The organism is Pseudomonas sp. UBA2684 (assembly GCA_002354655.1).
GTDB lineage: Bacteria > Pseudomonadota > Gammaproteobacteria > Pseudomonadales > Pseudomonadaceae > Aquipseudomonas.
Genome location: DELY01000044.1, coordinates 245,655 through 267,483 on the forward strand (window position 1 = coordinate 245,655; position 21,829 = coordinate 267,483).

General features: G+C 61.6%; 19 protein-coding genes. 6 read left to right on the forward strand and 13 right to left on the reverse strand.

The genetic code is table 11. The features are described from left to right. Positions 1 to 49: 49 nt before the first annotated feature. The 4 genes from B3M58_RS15720 to B3M58_RS15735 all read left to right on the forward strand — a co-directional run bounded on the left by B3M58_RS15720 (position 50) and on the right by B3M58_RS15735 (position 4,204). On the forward strand, positions 50 to 1,330 hold the full coding sequence (locus B3M58_RS15720; RefSeq protein ID WP_296220482.1) for an MFS transporter: 1,281 nt from the start codon (positions 50 to 52) through the stop codon (positions 1,328 to 1,330). Between the two features lie 10 nt (positions 1,331 to 1,340). Then, entirely contained in the window at positions 1,341 to 1,661 is a 321-nt protein-coding gene (locus B3M58_RS15725) for a 2Fe-2S iron-sulfur cluster-binding protein (RefSeq protein WP_296220484.1), read from the forward strand. Positions 1,662 to 1,705: 44 nt separating this feature from the next. Continuing rightward, complete coding sequence (locus tag B3M58_RS15730) at positions 1,706 to 2,941, forward strand: NAD(P)/FAD-dependent oxidoreductase (RefSeq protein ID WP_296220486.1); 1,236 nt, start codon at positions 1,706 to 1,708, stop codon at positions 2,939 to 2,941. A 78-nt stretch (positions 2,942 to 3,019) separates the two neighbouring features. After that, positions 3,020 to 4,204, forward strand: a complete 1,185-nt coding sequence (locus tag B3M58_RS15735; protein ID WP_296220488.1) for an MFS transporter — start codon at positions 3,020 to 3,022, stop codon at positions 4,202 to 4,204. Between the two features lie 53 nt (positions 4,205 to 4,257). On the opposite strand, the gene B3M58_RS15740 is transcribed toward B3M58_RS15735, so the two are convergent. The 6 genes from B3M58_RS15740 to B3M58_RS15765 all read right to left on the reverse strand — a co-directional run bounded on the left by B3M58_RS15740 (position 4,258) and on the right by B3M58_RS15765 (position 11,159). Further along, a complete protein-coding gene (locus tag B3M58_RS15740; protein WP_296220490.1) occupies positions 4,258 to 4,608 on the reverse strand; it encodes a nuclear transport factor 2 family protein in 351 nt (116 codons plus the stop codon). A 58-nt stretch (positions 4,609 to 4,666) separates the two neighbouring features. Further along, positions 4,667 to 5,935 (reverse strand): MFS transporter, encoded by a 1,269-nt coding sequence (locus B3M58_RS15745; RefSeq protein WP_296220491.1) that lies wholly within the window; start codon positions 5,933 to 5,935, stop codon positions 4,667 to 4,669. A gap of 51 nt (positions 5,936 to 5,986) precedes the next feature. After that, positions 5,987 to 6,775 carry an SDR family NAD(P)-dependent oxidoreductase gene (locus B3M58_RS15750; protein ID WP_296220492.1) on the reverse strand — a complete coding sequence of 263 codons (789 nt, stop codon included), beginning with the start codon at positions 6,773 to 6,775 and terminating at the stop codon, positions 5,987 to 5,989. 85 nt (positions 6,776 to 6,860) lie between these two features. Further along, the gene (locus tag B3M58_RS15755; protein ID WP_296220494.1) at positions 6,861 to 7,892 is read right to left on the reverse strand and encodes a hypothetical protein; all 1,032 of its coding nucleotides are present in this window, start codon (positions 7,890 to 7,892) and stop codon (positions 6,861 to 6,863) included. 240 nt (positions 7,893 to 8,132) lie between these two features. After that, on the reverse strand, positions 8,133 to 9,422 hold the full coding sequence (locus B3M58_RS15760) for a cytochrome P450 (protein ID WP_414704095.1): 1,290 nt from the start codon (positions 9,420 to 9,422) through the stop codon (positions 8,133 to 8,135). Between the two features lie 78 nt (positions 9,423 to 9,500). Continuing rightward, positions 9,501 to 11,159 (reverse strand): phytoene desaturase family protein, encoded by a 1,659-nt coding sequence (locus B3M58_RS15765; RefSeq protein WP_296220495.1) that lies wholly within the window; start codon positions 11,157 to 11,159, stop codon positions 9,501 to 9,503. Positions 11,160 to 11,810: 651 nt separating this feature from the next. Between B3M58_RS15765 and B3M58_RS15770 the strand changes: the two genes are divergently transcribed. Next, positions 11,811 to 12,218 (forward strand): VOC family protein, encoded by a 408-nt coding sequence (locus tag B3M58_RS15770; RefSeq protein WP_296220497.1) that lies wholly within the window; start codon positions 11,811 to 11,813, stop codon positions 12,216 to 12,218. An 18-nt stretch (positions 12,219 to 12,236) separates the two neighbouring features. Here B3M58_RS15770 and B3M58_RS15775 read toward each other — a convergent pair whose 3' ends face one another. After that, positions 12,237 to 13,016: an SDR family oxidoreductase gene (locus B3M58_RS15775; RefSeq protein WP_296220499.1), complete on the reverse strand. Its 780-nt coding sequence runs from the start codon at positions 13,014 to 13,016 to the stop codon at positions 12,237 to 12,239. Between the two features lie 173 nt (positions 13,017 to 13,189). Between B3M58_RS15775 and B3M58_RS15780 the strand changes: the two genes are divergently transcribed. Further along, positions 13,190 to 13,840, forward strand: coding sequence for a TetR/AcrR family transcriptional regulator (locus B3M58_RS15780; RefSeq protein ID WP_296220501.1), 651 nt, complete (start codon positions 13,190 to 13,192; stop codon positions 13,838 to 13,840). A gap of 55 nt (positions 13,841 to 13,895) precedes the next feature. Here B3M58_RS15780 and B3M58_RS15785 read toward each other — a convergent pair whose 3' ends face one another. The 6 genes from B3M58_RS15785 to B3M58_RS15810 form a co-directional block, all read right to left on the reverse strand. Continuing rightward, positions 13,896 to 14,726, reverse strand: a complete 831-nt coding sequence (locus B3M58_RS15785) for an SDR family NAD(P)-dependent oxidoreductase (protein ID WP_296220502.1) — start codon at positions 14,724 to 14,726, stop codon at positions 13,896 to 13,898. 37 nt (positions 14,727 to 14,763) lie between these two features. After that, positions 14,764 to 15,582, reverse strand: coding sequence for an enoyl-CoA hydratase/isomerase family protein (locus B3M58_RS15790; protein ID WP_296220504.1), 819 nt, complete (start codon positions 15,580 to 15,582; stop codon positions 14,764 to 14,766). After that, complete coding sequence (locus tag B3M58_RS15795) at positions 15,579 to 16,550, reverse strand: lactoylglutathione lyase (protein ID WP_296220505.1); 972 nt, start codon at positions 16,548 to 16,550, stop codon at positions 15,579 to 15,581. The genes B3M58_RS15790 and B3M58_RS15795 overlap by 4 nt, the downstream gene beginning before the upstream one ends. 83 nt (positions 16,551 to 16,633) lie before the next feature. Then, positions 16,634 to 19,132, reverse strand: a complete 2,499-nt coding sequence (locus B3M58_RS15800) for an efflux RND transporter permease subunit (protein ID WP_296220507.1) — start codon at positions 19,130 to 19,132, stop codon at positions 16,634 to 16,636. A 34-nt stretch (positions 19,133 to 19,166) separates the two neighbouring features. Further along, the gene (locus B3M58_RS15805) at positions 19,167 to 20,315 is read right to left on the reverse strand and encodes a WD40/YVTN/BNR-like repeat-containing protein (protein ID WP_296220509.1); all 1,149 of its coding nucleotides are present in this window, start codon (positions 20,313 to 20,315) and stop codon (positions 19,167 to 19,169) included. A 132-nt stretch (positions 20,316 to 20,447) separates the two neighbouring features. Continuing rightward, positions 20,448 to 21,812, reverse strand: a complete 1,365-nt coding sequence (locus tag B3M58_RS15810) for a DUF1329 domain-containing protein (RefSeq protein ID WP_296220511.1) — start codon at positions 21,810 to 21,812, stop codon at positions 20,448 to 20,450. Between the last annotated feature and the right edge of the window lie 17 nt (positions 21,813 to 21,829).

The following is a 21,829-nucleotide window of genomic DNA, read 5'->3' on the forward strand; positions in this document are numbered from 1 at the left end:
AACAAGCAGATGCAAGGCAAAACAAAACCAATAACAAGGTGCCAATCCAATGCCACTCCTTAAAAATGATGCAGCCATCGATTTCGGCGAGTTCAGACAAGGCTGGCGAGTGCTCATCCTTGCGGTCGTCGGCGTAGCAATCAGCATCAATGCCGCCCTGCTCTACGGTTTTGGCACCCTGGTTGTGCCACTGGAGCAGGCCTTCGGCTGGAGCAAGAGCGAACTGCAGGTGTCCATCACCTTTTTATTCGGCGGCGCTGTGATCGGCTTACAGCTGGTCGGCTGGTTCAACCTGCGCTATGGCATCAAGCGAGTCAGCGTTATCTCGCTGTTGCTGCTGTCTTTGGGCTACCTGGCCACTACCCAGCTGCAAGGCTCGATCTGGTCGATGTATCTCGCCTTTGCCCTACTGCCGATCATCGGCATGGGCGCACTGGCCGTGACCTGGACCCAACTGCTCAGCCTATGGTTCGACCGCAACCGCGGCCTGGCGCTGGCGATCGGCCTCTCCGGTACCGGTATCACCGCTGCCATCATTCCGCGCCTGATGTCCTGGGGCATCGAGCAATGGGACTGGCGTGCGGCCTTCATCCTTCTCGCCTTGCTCAATCTGTTAGTGCTGCTGCCACTGACGCTGCTCTGGTTCAAAGTACCCGGTGCCAGCACTGACGGCCGCCAGAACGCGGGCAACGAGCTACTGAGCCTGCCTGGCATGAGCTTTCGCGAGGGCATGAACTCGCCGAAATTCTGGACGTGCAACCTGGCTCTGGCATTAGTGATCTCGTCGATCGTCGGTATGGTCACCAGTACCGTGCCGATGCTGCAGAGCCGAGGCCTGTCGGCCAGCGACGCCAGTCTCATTTTCAGCTGCTTTGGCATTTCACTGATCTTCGGGCGCGTACTGATCGGCTATCTGCTCGACCGCCTCTGGCCGCCCGGCGTCTCGGCATTCAGCTTGGCGTTGCCGGCAATCGGTTGCCTCATCTACCTCAGCGGCACGCCGGACTTCGCCCTGCTGATGCTTGCGGCCGTGCTGATCGGCTTCGGCGCTGGCGCGGAATTCGACATAGCCGCTTTCCTCGTTGCACGTTACTTCGGCCTGCGCGAATACGGCCGGTTATTCGGCGTGCATCAGGGGCTGAATACCGTGGCCTCGGCGCTTGCGCCTTTGCTGTTCGCCTTGATGCTTAGCCGCACCGACTCATACACCTCGATGCTGCTGTATTGCATGGCCTGCAGCCTGATTGGCCCCCTGCTCCTGCTGACCCTCGGCCGCGTCCCGCATTTCGTCGCGCAGCCCATTCCTGCCACTGGTTCAACCGCATCATAGGAGTCCGACCATGCCCACTCTCACTCTCATCGAACACAACGGCACCGAACACCAGGTGACCGGAGAAATCGGTCAATCGGTCATGCAGGCGGCAATGTTCGCCTCGGTGCCCGGTATCCAGGCCGATTGCGGCGGCGCTTGCAGCTGCGCGACCTGCCACGCCTACGTCGACGACCAATGGCTGGCGCGCCTGCCCGGCGCCGAAGGCACCGAGGCCGACATGCTCGAATATGCCGTCGAGCGTAATGACAACAGCCGCCTGACCTGCCAGTTGATCATCAGCGAAGCGCTGGATGGCATGGTGCTGCGCCTGCCCGCGTCACAATTCTGAATCCCGAACCACGCTCGCGGCACGCTAAGTAAGAAGGAGGTTCCATGTCACTCGCTTCGGTAGTCATCGTCGGCGCCGGCCAGGCTGGCTTTCAGGTCGCCACCTCGCTACGCCAGGCTGGCTATGACGGACGCATCAGCCTGATTGGCGACGAACCTGGTCTGCCCTACCAGCGACCGCCGCTGTCCAAGGCCTACCTGCTCGGCAAAATCGGCGCGACCAACTTGCTGTTCCGCCCGGAAAACTTCTATACAGAGCAACGCATCGAGCTACGTCACGACCGAGTGACCGCCATCGACCGACAGAACCGTCGGGTCCTTCTCGAGGGTGGCGAAGACCTGGCATACGATCATTTGGTACTGGCCACTGGCGCGCACAACCGCCCCCTGCCGGTACCCGGTGCCGAACTCGATGGCGTATTCGGCATCAAGACCAAAGACGATGCCGACACCTTGGCGCCGTTGGCCAAGCAAGCGCGAAATGTGGTGGTGGTCGGAGCCGGCTTCATCGGCCTGGAGTTCGCCGCCGTGGCGGCGTCGCTGGGATCGGCGGTGCATGTACTGGAACTGGGCGACCGGCCGATGGCCCGTGCGGTCAGCCGTGAGATGTCCGAGCTGTTCAGCCAGGCACATCGGCGCTGGGGCGTGCATCTGGACTTCCGTCAGGGCCTGGCTCGCGTCATCGGCGACAATGGCCGAGTAACGGGGGTGGAAACCTCCGATGGGCGCACGTTGGCCGCCGACCTGGTGGTCTTCGGTATCGGCGTGATCCCCAATGTGCAACTGGCCAGCGAAGCCGGTCTGGACATTGCCAACGGCATCAAGGTCGATGCCAACCTGCTCACCTCCGACCTGCATATCTCTGCGATCGGCGATGTGGCCTGTTTTCCATGCCTGCAGAACGGCGAACAACCGACCCGTCTCGAGTCCGTACAAAACGCCGTGGATCAGGGGCGCACCGTGGCGGCCCGACTGATGGGCAAACCAGCGCCCTATGGGGCACTGCCCTGGTTCTGGACGGATCAGGGCGACATGAAACTGCAGATTGCCGGCCTTTCTAGCGGGTATGACAGCACCGTGGTGCTGGGATCGACGGATACCGCCCAAGTGTCGGTGCTGTGTTTCCGTGGTGACCAGTTGATTGCGGTGGAGTCGTGCAATCGCCCCGGCGATCATCTGGCCGCGCGCAAGATCCTCTCGCGCCCGCCCCAGCTCAGCCCGACCGAAGCGGCCGCAGTGGGTTTCGACCTCAAAGCCTGGGAAGCGGCCAACCGCGACTGACCGCCCTCCCCCTGCCGCGCCCGAACTGGGCGCGGTACAAGGCCAAGGGCAAACGCACGATCCGCAAAGCGACGACGGATGAACGCCAGTAGCAAACCCCTTCCAGTCGGCCTGTCGATCGTTTCGATCGTCTGCTTCAACTTCGCTTCCTATATAGGTAACGGGCTGCCTCTGGCCGTGCTACCCGGACACGTGCTGAACACCCTGGGATTCGGCAGCGCAATGGCCGGCCTGGTGATCGGCCTGCAATACCTGACGACCCTGCTGTCGCGTCCGCTGGCAGGACAACTCGCCGACTGCTTCGGCGCCAAGCGCGCAGTGATGACGGGGCTGGTCGTCCTCACGGCCAGCGGCCTGCTGACCGCACTGGCGATCGTCCTGCCGGTTTCCCCATGGGTCGGCCTGGCACTACTGATGGCAGGGCGCATCCTCCAGGGCATCTCTTCGGCCCTGATCTCCACACCCAGTTGCACCTGGGCCATTGGCTTGCACGGGCCGGCACACACCGCCCAGGTCATGTCCTGGAACGGTATCGCCGCCTATGGCGGCACCGCCATAGGCGCGCCGCTCGGCGTACTGATACGTGACCACTTGGGACTCGCCGGCATCGGCACCTGCATCGCCCTGCTCGGCGCTCTTCCTCTGCTGTTCGCCCAGACCAGGCGCCCCGCGCCCTTGCTGCCGGGCATGCGGCTGCCGTTTCGCAGCGTGTTCATGGCCGTACTGCCTAACGGTCTCGCCGTTTCCTGCAGTTCGGCGGGCTTCGGCAGCCTGACTGCCTTCGTCGCGCTGTACTTCGACAGCCTGGGCTGGGCCAACGCGGCCTATTGCCTGAGCGCTTTCGGTGTCGCCTTCATCTTCGCCAGGCTGGCTTCACCCAATGTGGTGCCACGCTTTGGCGGTTATCGGGTGGTCACGGTCTGCATGGCCATACAGACCGTGGGCCTGCTGCTCGTCTGGCTCGCACCTTCTCCCCTGGTGGCAATCCTCGGCTCCGCACTGACCGGCCTGGGTGTTTCCTGGGTCTATCCGGGTCTGGCGGTGGAAACCCTGGCACGCACGCCGGAGGCCAACCGCAACTCGGCCCTGAGCACGCTTTCGCTGTTCTTCGACCTGTCGGTTGGGCTGGCGGGTCCGGTGATGGGGCTGGTCGTTTCCGGCTTCGGCCTGGCACAGGTGTTTTTCTGCTCGGCCCTGCTATCGGCCATCGGCTGGGTGCTGGTGCTAAGCCTCCAGTGGCGTCAGCCGATAGCCCGACCTTGAGGCGGCCCTATCGCTTTCGCGATTGCTCAAATAGATGAGGCTGCTGGCCCCTTTCAAGCCTTGATGAAATAACGCACCCACAGCTTGCCGTTCTGAAAACGGTACAGCTCGATGGTTTCGATACCGCCGCTGCCGTCGCGCAGCGCATTGCGATGGTGGCAGGCGGCCTCCTCGCCGCTGAAGATGGTTTCCTTGACCTCCACGCGGAAACGCGGCTGCTGCTGTTCCCACATGCCCTCCAAAATCTGCCAGGGGTCGCTCGGCAGAGGACGGCCGACGTACTCGATACTAAGTCCGGCGGGCGACACCCGGCGGTAATGCTCGAAGAACCCCTTCTTATCGCCATTGTTCCAGCACTCGACCTGGCCATGCAGAAAGTGTTCGATGGCTTCTTTCGCACTCATTTGATTTCTCCTCGATTTCCATAGAGCGGACAAGGCCGCCGGATTTGCGCACGCCTGCTCAGGCAGGCTGCTGGTGAACCGCGACCGCTGGCGCTGGCCGTAGCCAGAGCAGGATCGACGGACCGATGATGGAACAGGCCAGGCAGCACAGCAGCACGGCCGAATAGCCGTCGTAGGCTTCGTAGAGGCGGCCGAAGAACACCGGCATCAGCCCCGCGAAGATGGTGACTAACGCCAGGTGCAGGCCGAAGATCCGCGCATATTCGCGCAGCCCGAAATAGCGCGCCATGAGGAACGCCGCCAGATCGAACTCCGCGCCGGCGCTGGCACCGATGCACAGGATCGCCAGCACCAGCAGCGCCACGCTCTGCACACCGGCGAACAAGAAGATCGTGCAGCCGATGGCCGGCAGCACCAGACTGATCGCCGCGACCAGGATCGGCGGGTAGCGATCCAGCAAATAGCCCACCAACAACCGTCCGGCAATGATGGAAATGCCGAAGCTGCTGAATATCTGGCTTGCCTCCTGGGCGGAGAACCCTTTGCCCTGCAGCATCGGCACAATGTTAGTGACCATGCCTACGGTCAGGCACACGGACAGGATCAGCGCGACATTAAAGCTCCAGTAGACCGGTGAGCGTAGCGCCTGACGAAAGCTGAAACCGCTCAACTGCGGTACGGCCTCACTCTCTGCCGGCAACGCGTCGTTGCTTGGCAAGCGCAGCCAGAACAGCGCCAGCGGCAAGGTGAACAGCAACGGCATCGCCGCCAGGGTGAAAAACCCTGCCTGCCAGCCGAATTGCGCAATCAGCCGCGCCAGCAGCGGCGGCAGAACCACCGCCATCAGTCCGGTACCGCAGAGAATGACCGCCAGGGCCAGGCCACGGTTGCGCTCGAACCACAGGTTGACCAATTGCGTCCAGGTGATGGCGATGGTCCCTGCGCAGACCAGCGGCATGGCGAAGAACGCCAGGTACAACCAGCCGATGGAATGCTCGATCCGAGTGATCGCCGCATAACCGATCACCTGCAACACGATCGAGACGATCGCCACTCGCCGCAGGCCGAAACGGCGGTACAACGGGCCGACCAGCTGGGTCGAGATGGCCACCCCAGCGAACAGAAAGGTGATCGACGCCTGCAGATCGCCGCGGCTCCAGCCAAAGGCCTGTTCGAGGGGAATCACCAGGGTGCCGAAGCCGTAGAGCAGGCCCACGCTGATGCTGGTGCAGATGCCGGCGAGGCCGAGTAAGAGGACGCGCCAACCGCGCTTGAATTCGCCGGTGTCGATCGCAACCGTGGGTCGCGAAGGGGATGTGTCGGACATGCGGGACTCCTGGCGCCACCCGTCATACCGAGCGGGCGGCGCGATCTGGGCTCAACGCCCCTTGAGGATTTCTTCGACCTTCGGCAGGGCCACCATGGTGGCACCGCCGTCGACCAGCAGCGACGTACCGGTGATGTAGGACGCCTCGTTGGACGTCAGAAACAGCACGGCCGAGGCGATGTCCGCCGACTGCCCCAGGCGCGGCACGGGGAAATGCTCGGCCAACCGGTGCGGCAGTTCCTCGCCCAGGGTTTCGAGCATATGGTCGGTACCAATCAGCCCCGGTTCGATCACGTTGACCAGGATATTCAAGGCACCGAATTCCACCGCCAGACCACGGGCAAAGGCGTTCATGAACGCCTTGCTGGAAGCGTAGGGAATCAGTGTCGGGGTGTACTTGCGATTGGCCTCGCCGGAGGAGATGAAAATGATCCGGCCCTTGTCCTGCGCCTTGGAAAGATGTTGGGCCGCGTCCTTGGCCAGCCAGAACAGCGATTGGATGTTGCTGCGCACCAGATGATCGAAGGTTTCATCCGCCATCTCGGTGATCAGCCCGTGAGCCGTATCGGCGGCGCAGTGCACTACGATATCCAGAGCGCCAAAAGCGTCGATGGCACCGTCGACCATGGCCTTGATTGCCGCGCGATCGGCGATATCGCCGCCCACCAGGCTGGCTTGGGCGCCCAGACCGTGGATTTGCGCGATGGTTTCTGTGCCATGCTTGGCGGTACGGGCAGACACAACCACCCGCGCGCCCTCCCTGGCATAGGCCAGTGCGATGGCACGGCCCATGCCACGCCCGGCACCGGTGATCAGCACCACCTTGTCTTTGAATCTCATCGACAGTTTCCTCTTATTCTTGTTCGCAAAGACTCCCGCAACGGCCAGGCCAGCGGGAGGCACATCGTCGAAATTCCGCTGGGCTTCAGATATCCCGGCCCGGCACGTTGCGCGCAGAGCCGTTGCGCCGGTCGGACTCGCCCCAGCCCAGCCAATGCGATGGCTCGCGGGTATCGCCGACCCGGCGCCAGCGCCCTTCCTGCTGCGCGGTAACCGGGAAACCGCCAACGAAATCGATCATTTCGCCTTTTTCGTCGGGGAGGAACTCCCACTCCTCCTTGCCTTCCAGCACCACTGTGGCCGATTCCAGGAAGTAGCTGCCGTCCTTGTGCTTGGTCTGCCCTTCGATATCGGTGGTGACGCGCACGTCGCCCTTGTCGTTGGTGAAGATGGCGTAGCCGAGGTGGTCATGGCCGACCATGAAGGAGCCCGCGTCCCAACTGCCGTCCGTGTACACGGTGACGAACGACCACCAGATGACGTGCTTGTTATTGTTGACCACCAGGTCCTTCTTGAAGTGGATGGCACCACCCTCGGCCATGTAAAACTGGTCGAGCGCCATCGCCCCCTTCACCGGCTTGCCTTCGCAGACGCCGGCGAGCTCCCACAGCTGCGACACGTAGAACGTGCCCCACTCCACCCCCGGCAGGTACCACTGCAGGCCGGGGCCGAGTAGCCTGCCCTCCAGCTGGAACAGACCGTCCTCCTTCCAGGTCAGACGCTCGCTGTTGGCGGTGATCTCCCAGCCGTTGCCGGCCTCGCCGGGCAGGCTGGTCCAGCGCACGGTGTCGCCATCAAGGGTCTGTAGCGGCTTGGGGGTCAGCGCCTGGCGGGCCATTTTCTCGTGATCCATGCGCAGGTTGACGCCGTCGACATGGTTGTTCAGGTAAATAAACTTGGTCGGGTTCGGCGTGCCGCCCGGGGCCAGTAGCGAACGCACGAACGAGTATATGTTGCCGTCCTCGTCGCGCACCGAGCCGAACGGCGAGGATTTGCTCAATTGCAGGCCGAAGAAGCCGCGGCTGCCGCCCATTGAGGCACCGCTGACCTGGTGCGGGCCGACCAGTTGCTGAAAGCCAAAGTCGCCGCGCTCGGGAATCGTCTTGAAAGTTCTCATGGGAATCGTCTCTTGTCGTTATCGTCGAAAGTCACGCCAGGCAGAGTGGGTTAGCAGCCTGTCGGACTTAACACTGCCCTACTGCGGAAAAGCCGAACTTAGTCATTTTTTGTGCTCCTTCACGTTAAATAGAGCGACTATTCGCGGGGCGGCCTCCCGCCTCGAAAGAGCGCAAAAACTGCCTCAAGTCGGACTTTCCCTCGCTACGGACGGTCAAGTCCGACAGGCTGCTAGCGCCGTTCAGTCCCAGATCACCGGGAGCGACGCAGCACCACGCAACTGCGCACCTTCGATGACCGGGGCCGGTTGCGAGGGGTCCAGGCGAAGGTTGGGGAATAGGTCGAGGATGGCGTTGACCGAGCAACTGATCTCGACCTTGGCGATGAACTGGCCGATACACATGTGTGGGCCGAAGCCAAAGCCAAAGGCGGGCTTGAGCTTGCGGTCGATATCGAACACCTCGGGATTCTCGAAGGCGTCCTCGTCGCGGTTGGCGGATACCACCATGCACTGTACGAAGGAGCCCTTGGGAATCTTCACCCCGTGGAACTCGACATCCTTGGCGGTCTCACGCACCTTGAACGTGGCCACCGGTTCGAAGCGCGCAGTTTCATCCATCAGCTTGGCAATCAGCGAGCGATCGGCCCTGACCCGTTCCAGCAGGCCCGGGGTGGTGAGCAGCAGGGTCATTACCGAACTGAACATGCGCGTGGTGGTTTCGCCGGCGGCAGGTAGCAGTGAGCGGGTGAAGGTAATCACCTCATGGTCATCCAGCGTCCGACCTTCAAATTCGGCACGCAACAAACGTCCGACCACGTCGTCGCCCTGGCTGCCCTCCGCGCGGCGGCGCACCACGACATCCTGGATCGCGTCATACAGCCCCTTCACCGCAATGCCGGCCTTCTGCCGGGCATCAGCCATCTTCTCCGGATCGATCTGGTTACCGCCGACCATGGCCAGCGCCCAGGCAGCGTACTGCTTGTACTTGGACGGGTCATCGGAGGGGAAGCCCATCAGCGCGTACATGATACGGATCGGTAATTCCAGGCCGAACTGCATCAGGTCGGCCTTCTTCTCAGGGACCAGCGGCTCCAGGAAGCCCTTGCGGATCACCTCGTCGATCTGCCCACGCCACTTGTTAACGCTCTCGGGCATGAACGCCGGCTGCAGCAGCGCGCGCACCTTGCGGTGCGGCTCGCCGTCCATGGCCAGGATCACCAAACCGTCGAAGAAGGCACCCAGGCCCTCGGCGATAAAGCCACTGGTGTAGGTATTGCCGTCGCGCAGCACCGCCATCACGTCCTGGTATTTGAACAGGGCGAAAGTCGGCCGCGTCCCTTGCTGGATCCCGGCATTGGTTGGTACACCGAACTGGGTGATGAAATCACCCTGGTAGACGGGCGATTTCAGGCGCTGCTCCCGGCACACCGCATGGATGTCCAGGCTCGTACCAAGGTAGGTTGCAGACACCGCAGCGTAGGCACTTTTGAGATCGATCGCGGTATCGGTACGGCTAGCACTCATGGTCATGTCTCACTCTTAATAAATTGTCATTGTCGAGCGTCACGGCTGGCCGCTGCGGCCAGCCCAATAGCTGAACGGTCGTACTCACGCCCCAGGCGTGGTCTGGCCAACAGGCTGCTGGCTGGCACCTGCCGGTGCCGCTATGCGGTCGCTCGCGCGCTTACCCAGGTAACGCTTAACCCGCTGGGCAGCCAGGCGCCCCGCCATGCCGTTGACTCCACCACCGGGGTGGATGCCGGCACTGCCGAAGTAGAGGCCCTCGACCGGCAGGGTATCGCCGCCCAGACCATGGGCCGGGCGCATGCTGCTGGAGCGCAGGGTGGTGGTGTCGATGTGTACGACGCAGCCATTCACCGTATTCAGTCGCGCGGTGAAGTCCGGTGCGGCTTCGAGACGGCGGCCAATGATGGTGTGTTCATTGACGCCCTCGATGTACTCGCTGATCTGGCTGATCAACTGATCCGCAACCCGCTCGCGCAGCGCGTCCCAGCCTTCGGCAGGATTGACCGGCATCGCCGGCGGGTAGACGTACAGCACGTCCTGACCACTCGGCGCCTGTGACGGGTCGACGGCGCTGGGCGCGGCAAAGGTGATGTAAGGCAAGCGTGGCACCTCACCGCGCGCACTGGCGGCGAAGTTCTCCAGCACCGCTTCGGCGGTACCGATCAACAGGCAAGCCTTGCGCAAGTCGACACCATCGCCGCGCGCAGCCTCGAAGCGCGACACCGAGATCTGTCCGTTCAGGGCCAGGTCGAGCTTCACCGGTCCGGCGCCATGCGCATTGGCCGGCGCCATCGCCACACGGGTCAGCAGTTGCTGCTCGATCGCACCCGGCGTGACCATCTCCAGCGCCACCTTGGGATGGCAGCTGGCGACCACCACACGGGCATGGAATTCTTGGCCGTCCGCCAGACGCACGCCGCGTACCTTGCCGTCCACTGCGACGATTTCGGTCACCGACGCCGAGGTCATCACCGCACCGCCCAACTCCTCGAAACGCGAACGTAGCGCGTCACTGAGCTTTTGCATGCCGCCGATCACCCGGCCCACACCAAAGCGATGGAGGAAGGCCACCAGGGCGTAGTAGATGCCGCTGCCGTCGGCAGTAATCACCCCGGCCAGCCCGGTCAGCGCACACATGGCGGAGATAGTCACCGGATGCTCGAAACGCTCCAGCGCCGCCTGGTAGGCCGAACCGGTCATCAGTGCCATCAGTTCCGGCTTGAGCTTGCGGTTGCGCAACACCGTGCCCAAGACCTTGAGCTTGGTGCCCAAATTGAACTTGGCCGGATCGGCTCGCATCATCGGCAGCGCCATGTCGATAAAGGCATCCAACACCTTGACGAACGCCAGGTAAGCATCGGCATCGCGCGGGCTGTAGCGGCGGATTTCCTCGGCGGTGCGGTTGGCGTCGCGCCAGAACACCACCGAGGTACCGTCCGGGTGCAGGTAGACGTAACCAGGCGAGTACTCGACCGCCTGAAAACCGTGGCGATCCAGCTCCAGTTCAACGGGGACATGGGCGTGCACGCGCATCGACATCATGTCCAATGCACACGGGTGCACCAGGTGCTCGGGCGCCTCGGGGATCAAGTAGCCGGAGGACGCCATGCCGCCGACTTTGCCCAGCGCCTCCAACACCATCACCTTGTTGCCCTCGGCGGCCAGGTAGCAGCCGGTGGTCAGGCCATTGTGCCCGCCCCCCACAATCAGGACATCGAACTCTGTGTTACTCAAGGTCATCTCAAGTCTCCATGGCCGGCCGGCACAACGTCAGTAATTTGCGTGACGCGCCGGTAGGCCGGTACGTATCTGCTCATCCACCCGCAAACGAACGGCGGCGCAACTAAAACCTGCGTCACGCCATCCGTGGGGATGAACCAGCGGTAGTTAATCGTTTGCGCGAGGCCCATCTACGTCGGCTGGGCGGGGTCGCCTCGTGCTCACTGCATGCGCTGACCGGCACGCGTCGGGAAAGGACTCAGTTCGGCAATCACCCGTGTCCGCGCCCGGCGTTAACGCCGCGTGCAGCAGGTTCACGCGTTGGGTGTGAGGCATGCGCTGGCCACTATGCGTTTGCCTGCGCCTGGGCATCGGCCACAGCGACCGCAATCAAGGCGATGACCGCGAGGTAACTTGAGACAGTTCGTTGAAGGTTCATGAGGCCGATCTCCGTTATTAGTCTTATCGAGAAATCGCAACGCCGTACGCCGCGATTGCCGAGTAGTTACCCTAACGAATTAACTGCCAGAGCAGCAGCGCATCCGTTTGACCTTGAGTCAAACGAAAGCTGGGGGCGCTGCAACATGTATTTGTAGGATGGCGCCAACGCACTATCAGCGCGACTCGGCGCAACACTCGAAGTGCCGAATTAGCCTCACTCAAGGAAACACCATGATTACGCGCATGGACCACTTCACCATCGTCACCGATCAGCTGCAGAGCACGCGGCAGTTCTATGTCGAGATACTTGGCTTGCAGCAAGGACCGCGCCCGCCCTTTCCCATTGCCGGTTACTGGCTGTACGTCGGGCCGCATCCGGTTCTGCATGTGGTGGCTGTCGCGCGCATGCCCGAGCCCCGTCGCGGGGTTCTCGATCACATGGCTTTTCGCGCCGAGGGACTGGCGAGCACCCTGGATCGCCTGGATGAGCATGGCATCGCCTTTCGCATCATTCGCGCACCGGGCGAAACCCGCACCTGGCAACTGTTCTGCAACGACCCCAACGGCGTGGAAGTGGAGTTGGATTTCGCCGCGACAGAAATCCCACCCAGCGACTGGAAAAGCCGTTGCGCGGCCTGACCGACCGCCGCGATACGGCTAGATCAGCCCGGCATAGCTGCCGCCATCCACTTGCAGATTCTGCCCGGTGATATAGCTGGCCTGGGCCGAACAGAAAAACGCGCAGGCGGCGGCAAACTCCTCGGCCGTGCCGAAACGCCGGGCCGGAATCGGTCGCAGCATTTCCGCGCGCGCCTCGTCCAAACTGCAGCCCTTGTGCTTGGCCAATTGCGCGCTCATGAACTGCAAGCGATCAGTTTCGATGCGTTCAGGCAGCAGGTTATTCAGGGTGACATTGTCGCGCACGACTTCGTTGGCCAGCGCCTTGGAAAAGGCCGTCAGCCCTGCCCGTGCGGCGGTGGAAAGGCCCAGCGGCAGACGCGGCGACTTGACCATGGCCGAGGTGATATTGACGATCCGCCCGAAGCGCCGAGCGCGCATGCCGCCGACCACGGCCTGGATCAACAGAATTGCCGAGAGCATGTTGGCCTCCACGGCCGCCAGCCAGGCGGCATGGTCCCACTCCTCGATACGTCCCGGCGCCGGCCCGCCATTGTTGGTAATCAGAATGTCCGGTTGCGGGCAGGCAGCCAGCAGGGCGGCACGTCCAGCCTCACTACCGACATCGGCTACCACCACCTGCGGCTGGCGTCCGGTCACGGCCATGATCTCGGCGGCGGTCAGGGCCAGTTGTTCGGCGTCACGGCCATTGATCAGCACCTCGCAGCCTTCTTGCGCCAGGGCCAGCGCGCAGGCCTTGCCCAGGCCACGAGATGACGCGCAGACAATCGCCTTACGGCCAGCAATTCGCAGATCCATAATCACTCCCCCATCGATTTAGTAGCGGGCTCGCTGTAACGACTTATGAAGACACATTGCTGTGTCCATCTCGCGGCTGGGCAAACGGCGACACAAAGAGTCGACGTGGTAATCTGCCTGTCGATAAAACATCGACCTCGCCGCCGGCGCAAAGCAGACGGAACAACAATAAAATGAATACGTCCCCAGTTCGCACCGAACCCAATAAGCGCAATACCTTGAACCGTTTGCTGGAAGTCGCTCGCCAAGAGTTTTCGACAAAAGGGCTGAGTGGCGCACGCATCGAAGAAATTGCCCGCGAAGCCGGAGTCACCAAACAACTGGTTTATCACTACTACGGTTCGAAAGAGCGGCTGTTCAGTGCCGTGTTGGATGAATCCTCGCACCGCATAATGGCCGAGTTGATCGCCCTGGAAGTTGAACACTTAGCGCCGACCCTGGCCCTGCGCGAGATACTCAACTATTGCTTCGACCAATATATGAAAGATCCCTTTCTCGGTGCACTGGCCCTTGAAGGTATTCGTTACCACGACGCCCACGACACGCCACGCAATATGTTTGCCGACTTGACGCCGGCACTCGCCGAAAAATTCGACCGTATTCTGCAACGCGGCGCGCAAAGCGGTGAGTTCAAAGTCGTAGCCGATCCGCGGCTGTTTCTCGCAACCGCCGCGCTGCTCACCTCGGGCGGCTTTACCAACCACTACTCCATGTCGGTGTTGATCGGTGTCGATACGCGCTCCGCGCAGGGCATGCAAATGTGGCGACAGTACTCGGTCGACTTCATCGTCTCAAGCATCAGCCTTACACCCAATCCGGGGTAAAACGCAGCAAGCAGCCGGGCCTTAGCAGACCGGCTGCTGACTCGACACAACGGTATTACATTCCGCCCCGGCCCGACTTCTGGAAGAACTCGCGCATCGCCACCAACGAGGGGGTGTGGCTGCTGAAGCCGCCATCCGCCACCAGGGTGCTGCCGGTGACGAACGACGACTCATCGCAGGCCAGGAAGGCCACGACGTTGGCGATCTCGCGGGGCGTTCCCAATTCCGGGGTCATGTGGTTATCGCGCAGAATATCCAGCAATTGCGGCGGCATGGAGTCGTGGGCGTTTTCCGCCGGCGCCAGGCCGATTTGCACGGCGTTCGCGCGGATGCCCTGCTTGCCGTACTGTGCGGCGACCAAACGCGGCAACATGATCAGCGCCGCCTTCGAGGTGGCATAGCCAGTCAGGGAAAGATCGCCTTGCACGCCGAGCCCGGAGGTGGCGAAGATCACCGAGCCTTTGCCCTGTTTGAGCATCTCGGGAATGCCGTACTTGCAGCACAGCACAGCACCGCGCAGGTTTACCGCAATGGCCCGATCCCACGCGTCCATATCCAGGTTGCAGATGTCGCGGTCACGCTGGCGTTGCCCTACATCCAGTACAGCCGCGTTGTTGTGCAGGATATCGAGGCGGCCGAAACGCTCGACCACCGTCGCAACCATGGCCTTGACCGAAGCCTCGGATGACACATCGGTGCATACGCCGATGGCCTGCCCACCCTGTGCCACAATCGACTCGGCAACCTGTTGCGCGGCATCGCCGTTGATATCCACGACCGCAATCTGCGCCCCATGGGAGGCCAGCACACGCGCGCATTCAGCGCCCAGACCGCCACCGGAGCCGGTGATAATGGCGACGCGACCGTCGAGTTTTCCTGCTGTCATATCGGATCTTCCTATTCAATATCTGCGCGGGCGCGCGTCATTCGCCGGTGAAGCGCGGGGCGCGTTTCTCACTGAAGGCTGTCGCAGCTTCCTTCACATCCTGAGTGGTGGCGAGCAAGGCGAACAGATTCAACTCAAGATCAAGGCCACTTTTCAAGTCCAATTCCAGGGCTGCGCGGGCAGCTTTTTTGACATAGGCCGAGGCCATCGGCGGCTTGCTGGCGATGCGCCGGGCAAGCTCGGTGACTTCGGCCTGCAAGCTCGCGCTGTCGCTGGCCAAACGGCTTACCAGACCGATATGCCGGGCTTCTTCGGCATTCATTCGGTCACCGGACAGCAGCATGTCCAGTGCCCGCCCAGCGGCGACCACGCGGCACAGACGCTGCGTGCCACCACCGCCCGGAATCAGGCCAAGGCCGGTTTCCGGCAACGCATAAATCGCGTCTGGCGAGGAGAAACGGATATCGCACGCCAAGGCCAGCTCCAAACCGCCGCCCATGCAGTAACCGTGAATCGCGGCAATGATCGGCTTGCTGATCTGATCCAATGCTTCGATCCAGCGGGCGCCTTCCATGCGTTGGCGCACCTGCAAGGACGATTCGACGCCGCGGCGCTCCTTGATGTCCGCGCCCGCGCAGAAGCCGCGCGGGCCTTCGCCACGGATGACGATGACCCGTACGCCTGGATCTTTTTCCAGCAGCGCCAACGCCTCGGGTACACCCTGGCGGATTTGATCGTTGATCGCATTGATTTGCCCAGGGCGGGTCAACACTACCCAACCAAGCGCCCCGTCGCGCTCGACGCGTACAGCTTCGTTAATCACCAACGGCAACTGTTGGCCAGCATCGGCGCTCATACCGGGCACTCCTCGAATTCAAAGACCTGACCATCCAGTTCTTTTGGATCGACCTTGATCAGCGAACGGCCGCCGACAGCTTCGGACGACTCGAGCCACTCGAACGCCGTCCCTCGCGCGCGCAGATCTTCGGCCTTGGCCGCCAGATCGTTAACGCCGATGCGGATGTAGTAAGGACCCGGCCCCCAATTGTTCAGATAGTGACCCGCATCGGTGTTCCAGTACGTTGCTTCGAGCACGTCCAAGGTCGCGCTGTTGGCCACCGTGAAGCCCATGCGCGCACGGCGATAGCCTTCGCTGCGGATGTTTTCCACCGGGCCGCTAGGCTCCCAGTCGAGGTTGCAGGAGACCTTGCGCAGGGTTTCATCGAGGTCGCGCACCAGGAACCCGCGAGCGGTCACCCGCACCATGTCACCGGGCTTCAGGTCACGCGGTTGAGCCGGCGGCAGGGCGTAGGTTTCCGCCGGCATCTGCAGCGGCTCGGTGGGCATGATTTCGATGCACAGGCCGCCATCGACCGTAGGCTGGTAGAACGGCTGCTCCGGGGTCGCCCCGAGCCAGAGGCGGTCGAATGGCATTTCCGGGGTGCGCTGAGCCATGCGGAACGGCAGCCGACGGCGCATCAACTTGTCCACCAGGGCATCGAACTTGTCGCCATGCAGCGCCAGGACGATGGAGTGGGTGAGCATCGGCCGGTGATGGCCCTGGAAGTCCTTCAGACTTTCCAGAAAGTCATGAAACAGCGGGTCGCCCGGATTGGGCAGATCAAGGTGCCATTGCGGCTCGATGCGCGTCGGCGCAACGGCCAGCGACTTGTGTACGCGCAGGAAGTGCGCGATGTATGGGTGATTGTCGAACGCCTGACGCCAGCGCTCGTGCTTGTAAATGCCGAGCTTGTCCACCAGCTTTTCCGTCATCCCATCGGGGTCCGGAACCATCATGTCGGCACTCATCAACAATTCAAACATAGCACTCTCCCTCCAATAGCTGGCCAGGGCGCTAGCCTTGGCCGATAAGTCAGTGGAGCCCGCCGTCTGTGCGGCGGACTCGGTCAATGAGCAGAAATCGCCTGGGTGTTGCTGTCGGCCTGCTTGCACGAGGGCCGCGGCTCGTCTGTGCCGAGGGTCTCGGCAGCCATGACGGTGGTCTTCGGGTTGAGCAGGAAATGCGACAGCGCCGGGATGAGGATCAACGCGCCGAGCATGTTCCAGAGGAACATGAAGGTCAGCAGGATGCCCATATCGGCCTGGAACTTGATCGGTGACCAGGCCCAGGTAACGACCCCGGCTGCCATGGTCAGACCGATCAGCGCCACCACGCGGCCGGTGAAGTCCAACGAGCGGCGGTAGGCGACGGCCAGCGTGCCGCCGCGCTCCTGCACCGCGAGCTGCACGCTGAGCAGATAGAGCGCGTAATCCACACCCACACCCACACCCACGGCAATCACCGGCAGGGTTGCCACCTTGAGGCCGATACCCAGCCAGACCATCAACGCCTTGCAGATAATCGTGGTCATGATCAGCGGAATCAGCGCGACCACGGTGGCGCGCCAACTGCGGAAGGTCAGCAAACAGAGCAACGCAGTGGCGCCATACACCGCGAGGTACATGGTGACGATGCCCTTCTCCACTTCGATGTTGGTGGCGGCTTCAATCCCGGCATTACCGGCAGCCAAGAGAAACTCAAGCGGTTGTTCGGCATCGGCGGCGCTGTTGTGCTCGGCGGCGAACGTTTCCGCGACCTGCAATACGCGGGTCAGAGTGTCGGCCTTGTGATCCGCCAGATAGGCGATCAGCGGCGTGACCGAGCACTTCTGATTGGTGATGCCCGGCGACGAGATCATCGCCGCATCCACCGACGAGTTGGTAATCGCCTGGTCGCGGCTGATGGTCAACCACTTGGCACTGCCCTCGGCCATCCCCGAGGTCACGAAACGCACGGTTTCAGCCAGCGAGCTGGTGGTCTGCACGCCCTCGGTCTGGCGCAGGCGCCAGGCCAGGCGATCCATGGTTTGCAGAGACTGATAGAGGCGGCAGCTGTCCTCGTTGGTCTTCATGATGACCACGAACTGGTCGCTGGACAGACCGTAATGTTCGGTGATGTAAGCACTGTCGCGGTTGTAGCGCGAATCGGGACGCAACTCAGGCGCACCAGGATCGAGATCGCCGATTTTGAGGTCGAGCATGACCACGCTGCAAACCACCGTGACGACGACCGACAAGCCGATCACCACAGTTGCCCAGCGGCGCTCGGTGAAGCGATCAAGACCGTGCCAGACATGCCCCAGCAAGCCGCGATTCTGCTCGCCGGCGCGGTCCTTCTCGATGGCGATCCGCGCGGCCTTCTCGCTCACACCGATATAGGACAGGGCGACCGGGATCAGCAGCAGTTTGGTAAAGATCAATACCGCCACGCCGATGCTGGTGGTAATGGCCAGATCGCGGATCACCGGAATGTCGATAATCACCAGCACGGCGAAACCAACGATATTGCACAACAGTGCGGTGAGCCCGGTGAGGAACAGCCGCCGGAAGGTGTAGCGGGCCGCGATGTACTTGTGGGTGCCGCGGCCAATGTCCTGGAGGATGCCATTCATCTTCTGCGTGCCATGGGAAACCCCGATGGCGAATATCAGAAACGGCACCAGAATCGAATACGGGTCCAGCTCATAGCCGAGCAGTTGCATCAGCCCCAGCAGCCAGACCACGCCCGCTACTGCGATACTCACCAGCAACAGGGTGCTGCGCAGGCAACGGGTATAGAAATAAACGAACAACGCGGCAATCACCACCGAGGCGCCAAAGAACATCATCACGGCGTAGAGGCCGTCGATCAGATCTCCCACGAGCTTGCTGAAGCCGACGATATGAATGCCAATCTTGTCGCTTTGCAACGAGCGTATCTGCTCTTCCAGCTGGGTGGAGAACTCGCCATAGTTCAGCGGTTCGCCCGTCTGTGGATTGTTGTCGAGCAGCGGCGCGACGATCATGCTCGAGGTCGCATCGTTGGCCACCAGGCTGCCGACGATGCCCGCGCGATTGATATTGCGCCGCAGGGCGTCGACCGAGGCGGCGCTGCCATCGTAGTCGGACGGCATGACCGCACCGCCATCGATACCGTCTTCGGTAACTTCCTTCCAGCGCACAATCGGCATCCACAACGACTTCATCCAGGAACGGTCGATGCCGGGAATCAGATAGAGCTTGTCGTTGACCTCCTGCAAGGCTTGCAGGTACTCAGGGTCGTAGATGTCGCCCTGTTTGTTCTGCACCACCACACGGATGCTGTTGCCCAAGCCCGGTAGCTGATCTTTGTAGGTCAGGTAGTTCTTGATATAGGGGCTGGAGCTCGGAATCATCCGTTCGAAGCTGGCATTGACCTGCAGCCGCGTCGCGAAGAAACCCAGCACCAGCGTAGCGAGCAGACAGGCAACGACGACCAGCATGCGGTTACTGAAAATAATCCGCTCGAGGAACCCCCCGGACGACTTGTCGAAGTCCTGAAGGTTCGGAATTACTGGCATCCCGCTGTTGTACTTTTGCTCTACCATTTCTGCTCACTCACTGAAGAATCGTGCCGGCAAGTCATTTTGCCTGGGCGATCTCGACGACCTGGGCGCCGGAAAAACGGGTCACGACCAACTTACCGGCCTTGTCGGTTGCGCTGGCTGCATAGACCTCTCCAGCATTGGCCGCTTGCAACGGGGTGACCTGCAGATTGCCGCGATCGATGGCGATCATCTCGCCGCTCTGGCTAACCAGAATCAATTGCCCGTCTTGCTCGACTGCGCTCACCAAGCTGGCATTCAGCCCCGTCTCCACCTTCACCCACTCTTGGCCTTGGTCACGGCTGACGAACAGGTTGCCGCGCAGGCCATGCACCAGCAGCAGATCGCTGAAGGCGCGTACCCCGAAGTAGGTACCGGTATAAGGGGTTTCCTGCATGAGAAAACGCTGTGACTGCGGGTCAAGCTGCATCAGCAAACCTTGCTCACCGCTGACGAAGAAGCGCCCCTGGTATTCGGCCAAGGCATACAGGTGCATGCGCCGGTCGTTTTCCGTGCGCTCGATCCAGGGCTCCCAAGTGGCGCCATCATCGGTGCTACGCAGGATCATGCCGAAGGCGCCGACGACGAAACCCTGACCATTGGCGTCGAACAGCACATCGAGCAAAGGCGCCGCCAAAACATCGGGACTCGCCGAGGTGCCCATCGCAAAGTCGATTTCCTGGAGCATGTCTTGCGCAGTCGAATCACCATTGCTGGCGCGCCGCCCATAAGTCTCGCGTAACAAGGTCAACAGGCTGCGACCGTCCAGTTGCACCACCCAAGTGCGCCCGCCATCGCGGGTGTGCAGCAGCAGCGAATCATGGCCGACAATCCAACCGTGCTGGGCATCGCGAAAGCGCACCTGCACCAGGTCGCTGGCGACCGGGCTTGGCACCTGCAGCCAACTCTTGCCGCTGTCGGAAGAACGCAAGATCAAGCCATGCGGACCAACGCTGAACAGATCGTTACCCGCCCGCGCTACACCGATCACCGGTGCGGGCAGTCGGGCATCGATCTGCTGCGCCGGTTCGGCCAGAGAATCGATATCGGCAGAGGACGCCGCGTCGGCGGCCACCACCAGTAGCGTAGAAAAAATCACGATGATCGACAGCAGAGATCTGCACAACTGCCGTAGCAGCTGGCGATTGCGCAACAGGCAGAACATCTCAAGGTTGGCGCCAATCATTATTTTTATCCTCAACCGCACAGGACTAGGCTGCCGCGCTGTCGCGCGTCAGTGCATGCCTACCTACTGCTAGCAAAACCTATCGTCAGCGCCCGAGTAAGAACAGGTTCGTACTCGGGCGCGGTAACGTGATCAGCGCTGGGTGACCCGCGAGACGATGGCCTCGGGCTTCATTTCGCGCTCGGAAAGTGGCGTGTCGACAAACTTGTAGCCACCTTTCAGGCCATCGTTGACCAAGGCGTACATACCCTTGTTGAAGTCATAGATGACGTTCTTCACGTTGTAAGGAATGTCTTTGTCGTAGATCTGTACACCGCTGAGGAACATCGAACGATACAAGGCATTGTTCTTGTCCCAGGCGTCGTACAGGCCTACCCCAAAGGTGTCCTCGTCGAGGTAGTAGGTACGCTTGCCATACACGTGACGCTTGCCTGGTTTGAGCGTCGCTTCGACGACCCAGACCCGGTGCAACTCCCAGCGTTCGCATTGCGGATTGGCATGGTTGGCCAGAAATTGCTCGTCCTGTTTGCAATCGAAGTAGAACTTGTAGGCGTTGTTAGGGATGTACATCTCCTTACGGCCTACCAGTTTGTAATCGAAGCGCTCTTGGCTACCGGAGAACATCTGCAGTTCGTCGAACAGCGTTACACCGCCCTGGCTGGCAACGGGGGTATCGAAGGCGAACTCAGGAGCCAGTTTGACCCGACGCTGTCCTGGCGTGTAGCTGAAGGAGCGACGCGGCTTGGCCAGCGGATCGAGGTAATCACTCAACACGATCACTTCACCGGAGCGACGTGCCGGGTAGTCATTGCGCGAGAACACCCGGGCATACATCAAGGGATCGCGATCGGCCTGCGTCACCTGGTAGTAAGGCGTTTCCTCGAAGGTGGCCTGCTCGGCCGCCTTGGTCACCTGACCGTTGCTATCGATGATCCAGCTGTTGGAGGACGAGGTGGTGGAGTAACCGGCACCGATCTTGTAGCGCAGTTGCTGGTTCCAGATCACCTCATTACCGGTTTTTGGGATCGGGAATGGCAAACCGCCGCGGCAGGCTGGATCGACCGCCAGGCCATCCTTCTGGATAACGCACTCGGTTGCATTGCGTAACGTCGCATCGACCACTTCCTTGGGGTAAGCAGCAGTGCGGTGACTCGGGTAAATATCCAGGTAGTACTCCGGATACTTTTTCAGCAGGGTTTTCTGCCCTTCGCTCAGCTTGTCGGCATATTGATCGACGTTCTTCGAGTCGATACGGAACAAGGGCTTTTCATCTTTGAAGGGATCGACCCAGAAGCCGCTGTCCGGCTTGAAGCCTGCTGGCGCCTGACGCAGACCACCTTCATAGGCAGGAATAGTACCTTCGGCGTTGCCGGCTTGAATGGCGCCCCAGGGCGTCAGGGTCTTACCCAGCTCGGCGGCTTCTTCGGGGCTCACCGCAGCGAGCGCACAGGCCGACAAGCCACTCAAGGCAATAGTTAGTGCGAGTTGGAGTTTCATAACCAGTCTCCGTTCTT

Bases quoted from the DNA above. Each gene is read 5' to 3' on its own strand.
- B3M58_RS15720 (WP_296220482.1), top strand. From the start codon at position 50: ATGCCACTCCTTAAAAATGATGCAGCCATCGATTTCGGCGAGTTCAGA.
- B3M58_RS15725 (WP_296220484.1), top strand. From the start codon at position 1,341: ATGCCCACTCTCACTCTCATCGAACACAACGGCACCGAACACCAGGTG.
- B3M58_RS15730 (WP_296220486.1), top strand. From the start codon at position 1,706: ATGTCACTCGCTTCGGTAGTCATCGTCGGCGCCGGCCAGGCTGGCTTT.
- B3M58_RS15735 (WP_296220488.1), top strand. From the start codon at position 3,020: ATGAACGCCAGTAGCAAACCCCTTCCAGTCGGCCTGTCGATCGTTTCG.
- B3M58_RS15740 (WP_296220490.1), bottom strand. From the start codon at position 4,608: ATGAGTGCGAAAGAAGCCATCGAACACTTTCTGCATGGCCAGGTCGAG.
- B3M58_RS15745 (WP_296220491.1), bottom strand. From the start codon at position 5,935: ATGTCCGACACATCCCCTTCGCGACCCACGGTTGCGATCGACACCGGC.
- B3M58_RS15750 (WP_296220492.1), bottom strand. From the start codon at position 6,775: ATGAGATTCAAAGACAAGGTGGTGCTGATCACCGGTGCCGGGCGTGGC.
- B3M58_RS15755 (WP_296220494.1), bottom strand. From the start codon at position 7,892: ATGAGAACTTTCAAGACGATTCCCGAGCGCGGCGACTTTGGCTTTCAG.
- B3M58_RS15760 (WP_414704095.1), bottom strand. From the start codon at position 9,422: ATGACCATGAGTGCTAGCCGTACCGATACCGCGATCGATCTCAAAAGT.
- B3M58_RS15765 (WP_296220495.1), bottom strand. From the start codon at position 11,159: ATGACCTTGAGTAACACAGAGTTCGATGTCCTGATTGTGGGGGGCGGG.
- B3M58_RS15770 (WP_296220497.1), top strand. From the start codon at position 11,811: ATGATTACGCGCATGGACCACTTCACCATCGTCACCGATCAGCTGCAG.
- B3M58_RS15775 (WP_296220499.1), bottom strand. From the start codon at position 13,016: ATGGATCTGCGAATTGCTGGCCGTAAGGCGATTGTCTGCGCGTCATCT.
- B3M58_RS15780 (WP_296220501.1), top strand. From the start codon at position 13,190: ATGAATACGTCCCCAGTTCGCACCGAACCCAATAAGCGCAATACCTTG.
- B3M58_RS15785 (WP_296220502.1), bottom strand. From the start codon at position 14,726: ATGACAGCAGGAAAACTCGACGGTCGCGTCGCCATTATCACCGGCTCC.
- B3M58_RS15790 (WP_296220504.1), bottom strand. From the start codon at position 15,582: ATGAGCGCCGATGCTGGCCAACAGTTGCCGTTGGTGATTAACGAAGCT.
- B3M58_RS15795 (WP_296220505.1), bottom strand. From the start codon at position 16,550: ATGTTTGAATTGTTGATGAGTGCCGACATGATGGTTCCGGACCCCGAT.
- B3M58_RS15800 (WP_296220507.1), bottom strand. From the start codon at position 19,132: ATGGTAGAGCAAAAGTACAACAGCGGGATGCCAGTAATTCCGAACCTT.
- B3M58_RS15805 (WP_296220509.1), bottom strand. From the start codon at position 20,315: ATGATTGGCGCCAACCTTGAGATGTTCTGCCTGTTGCGCAATCGCCAG.
- B3M58_RS15810 (WP_296220511.1), bottom strand. From the start codon at position 21,812: ATGAAACTCCAACTCGCACTAACTATTGCCTTGAGTGGCTTGTCGGCC.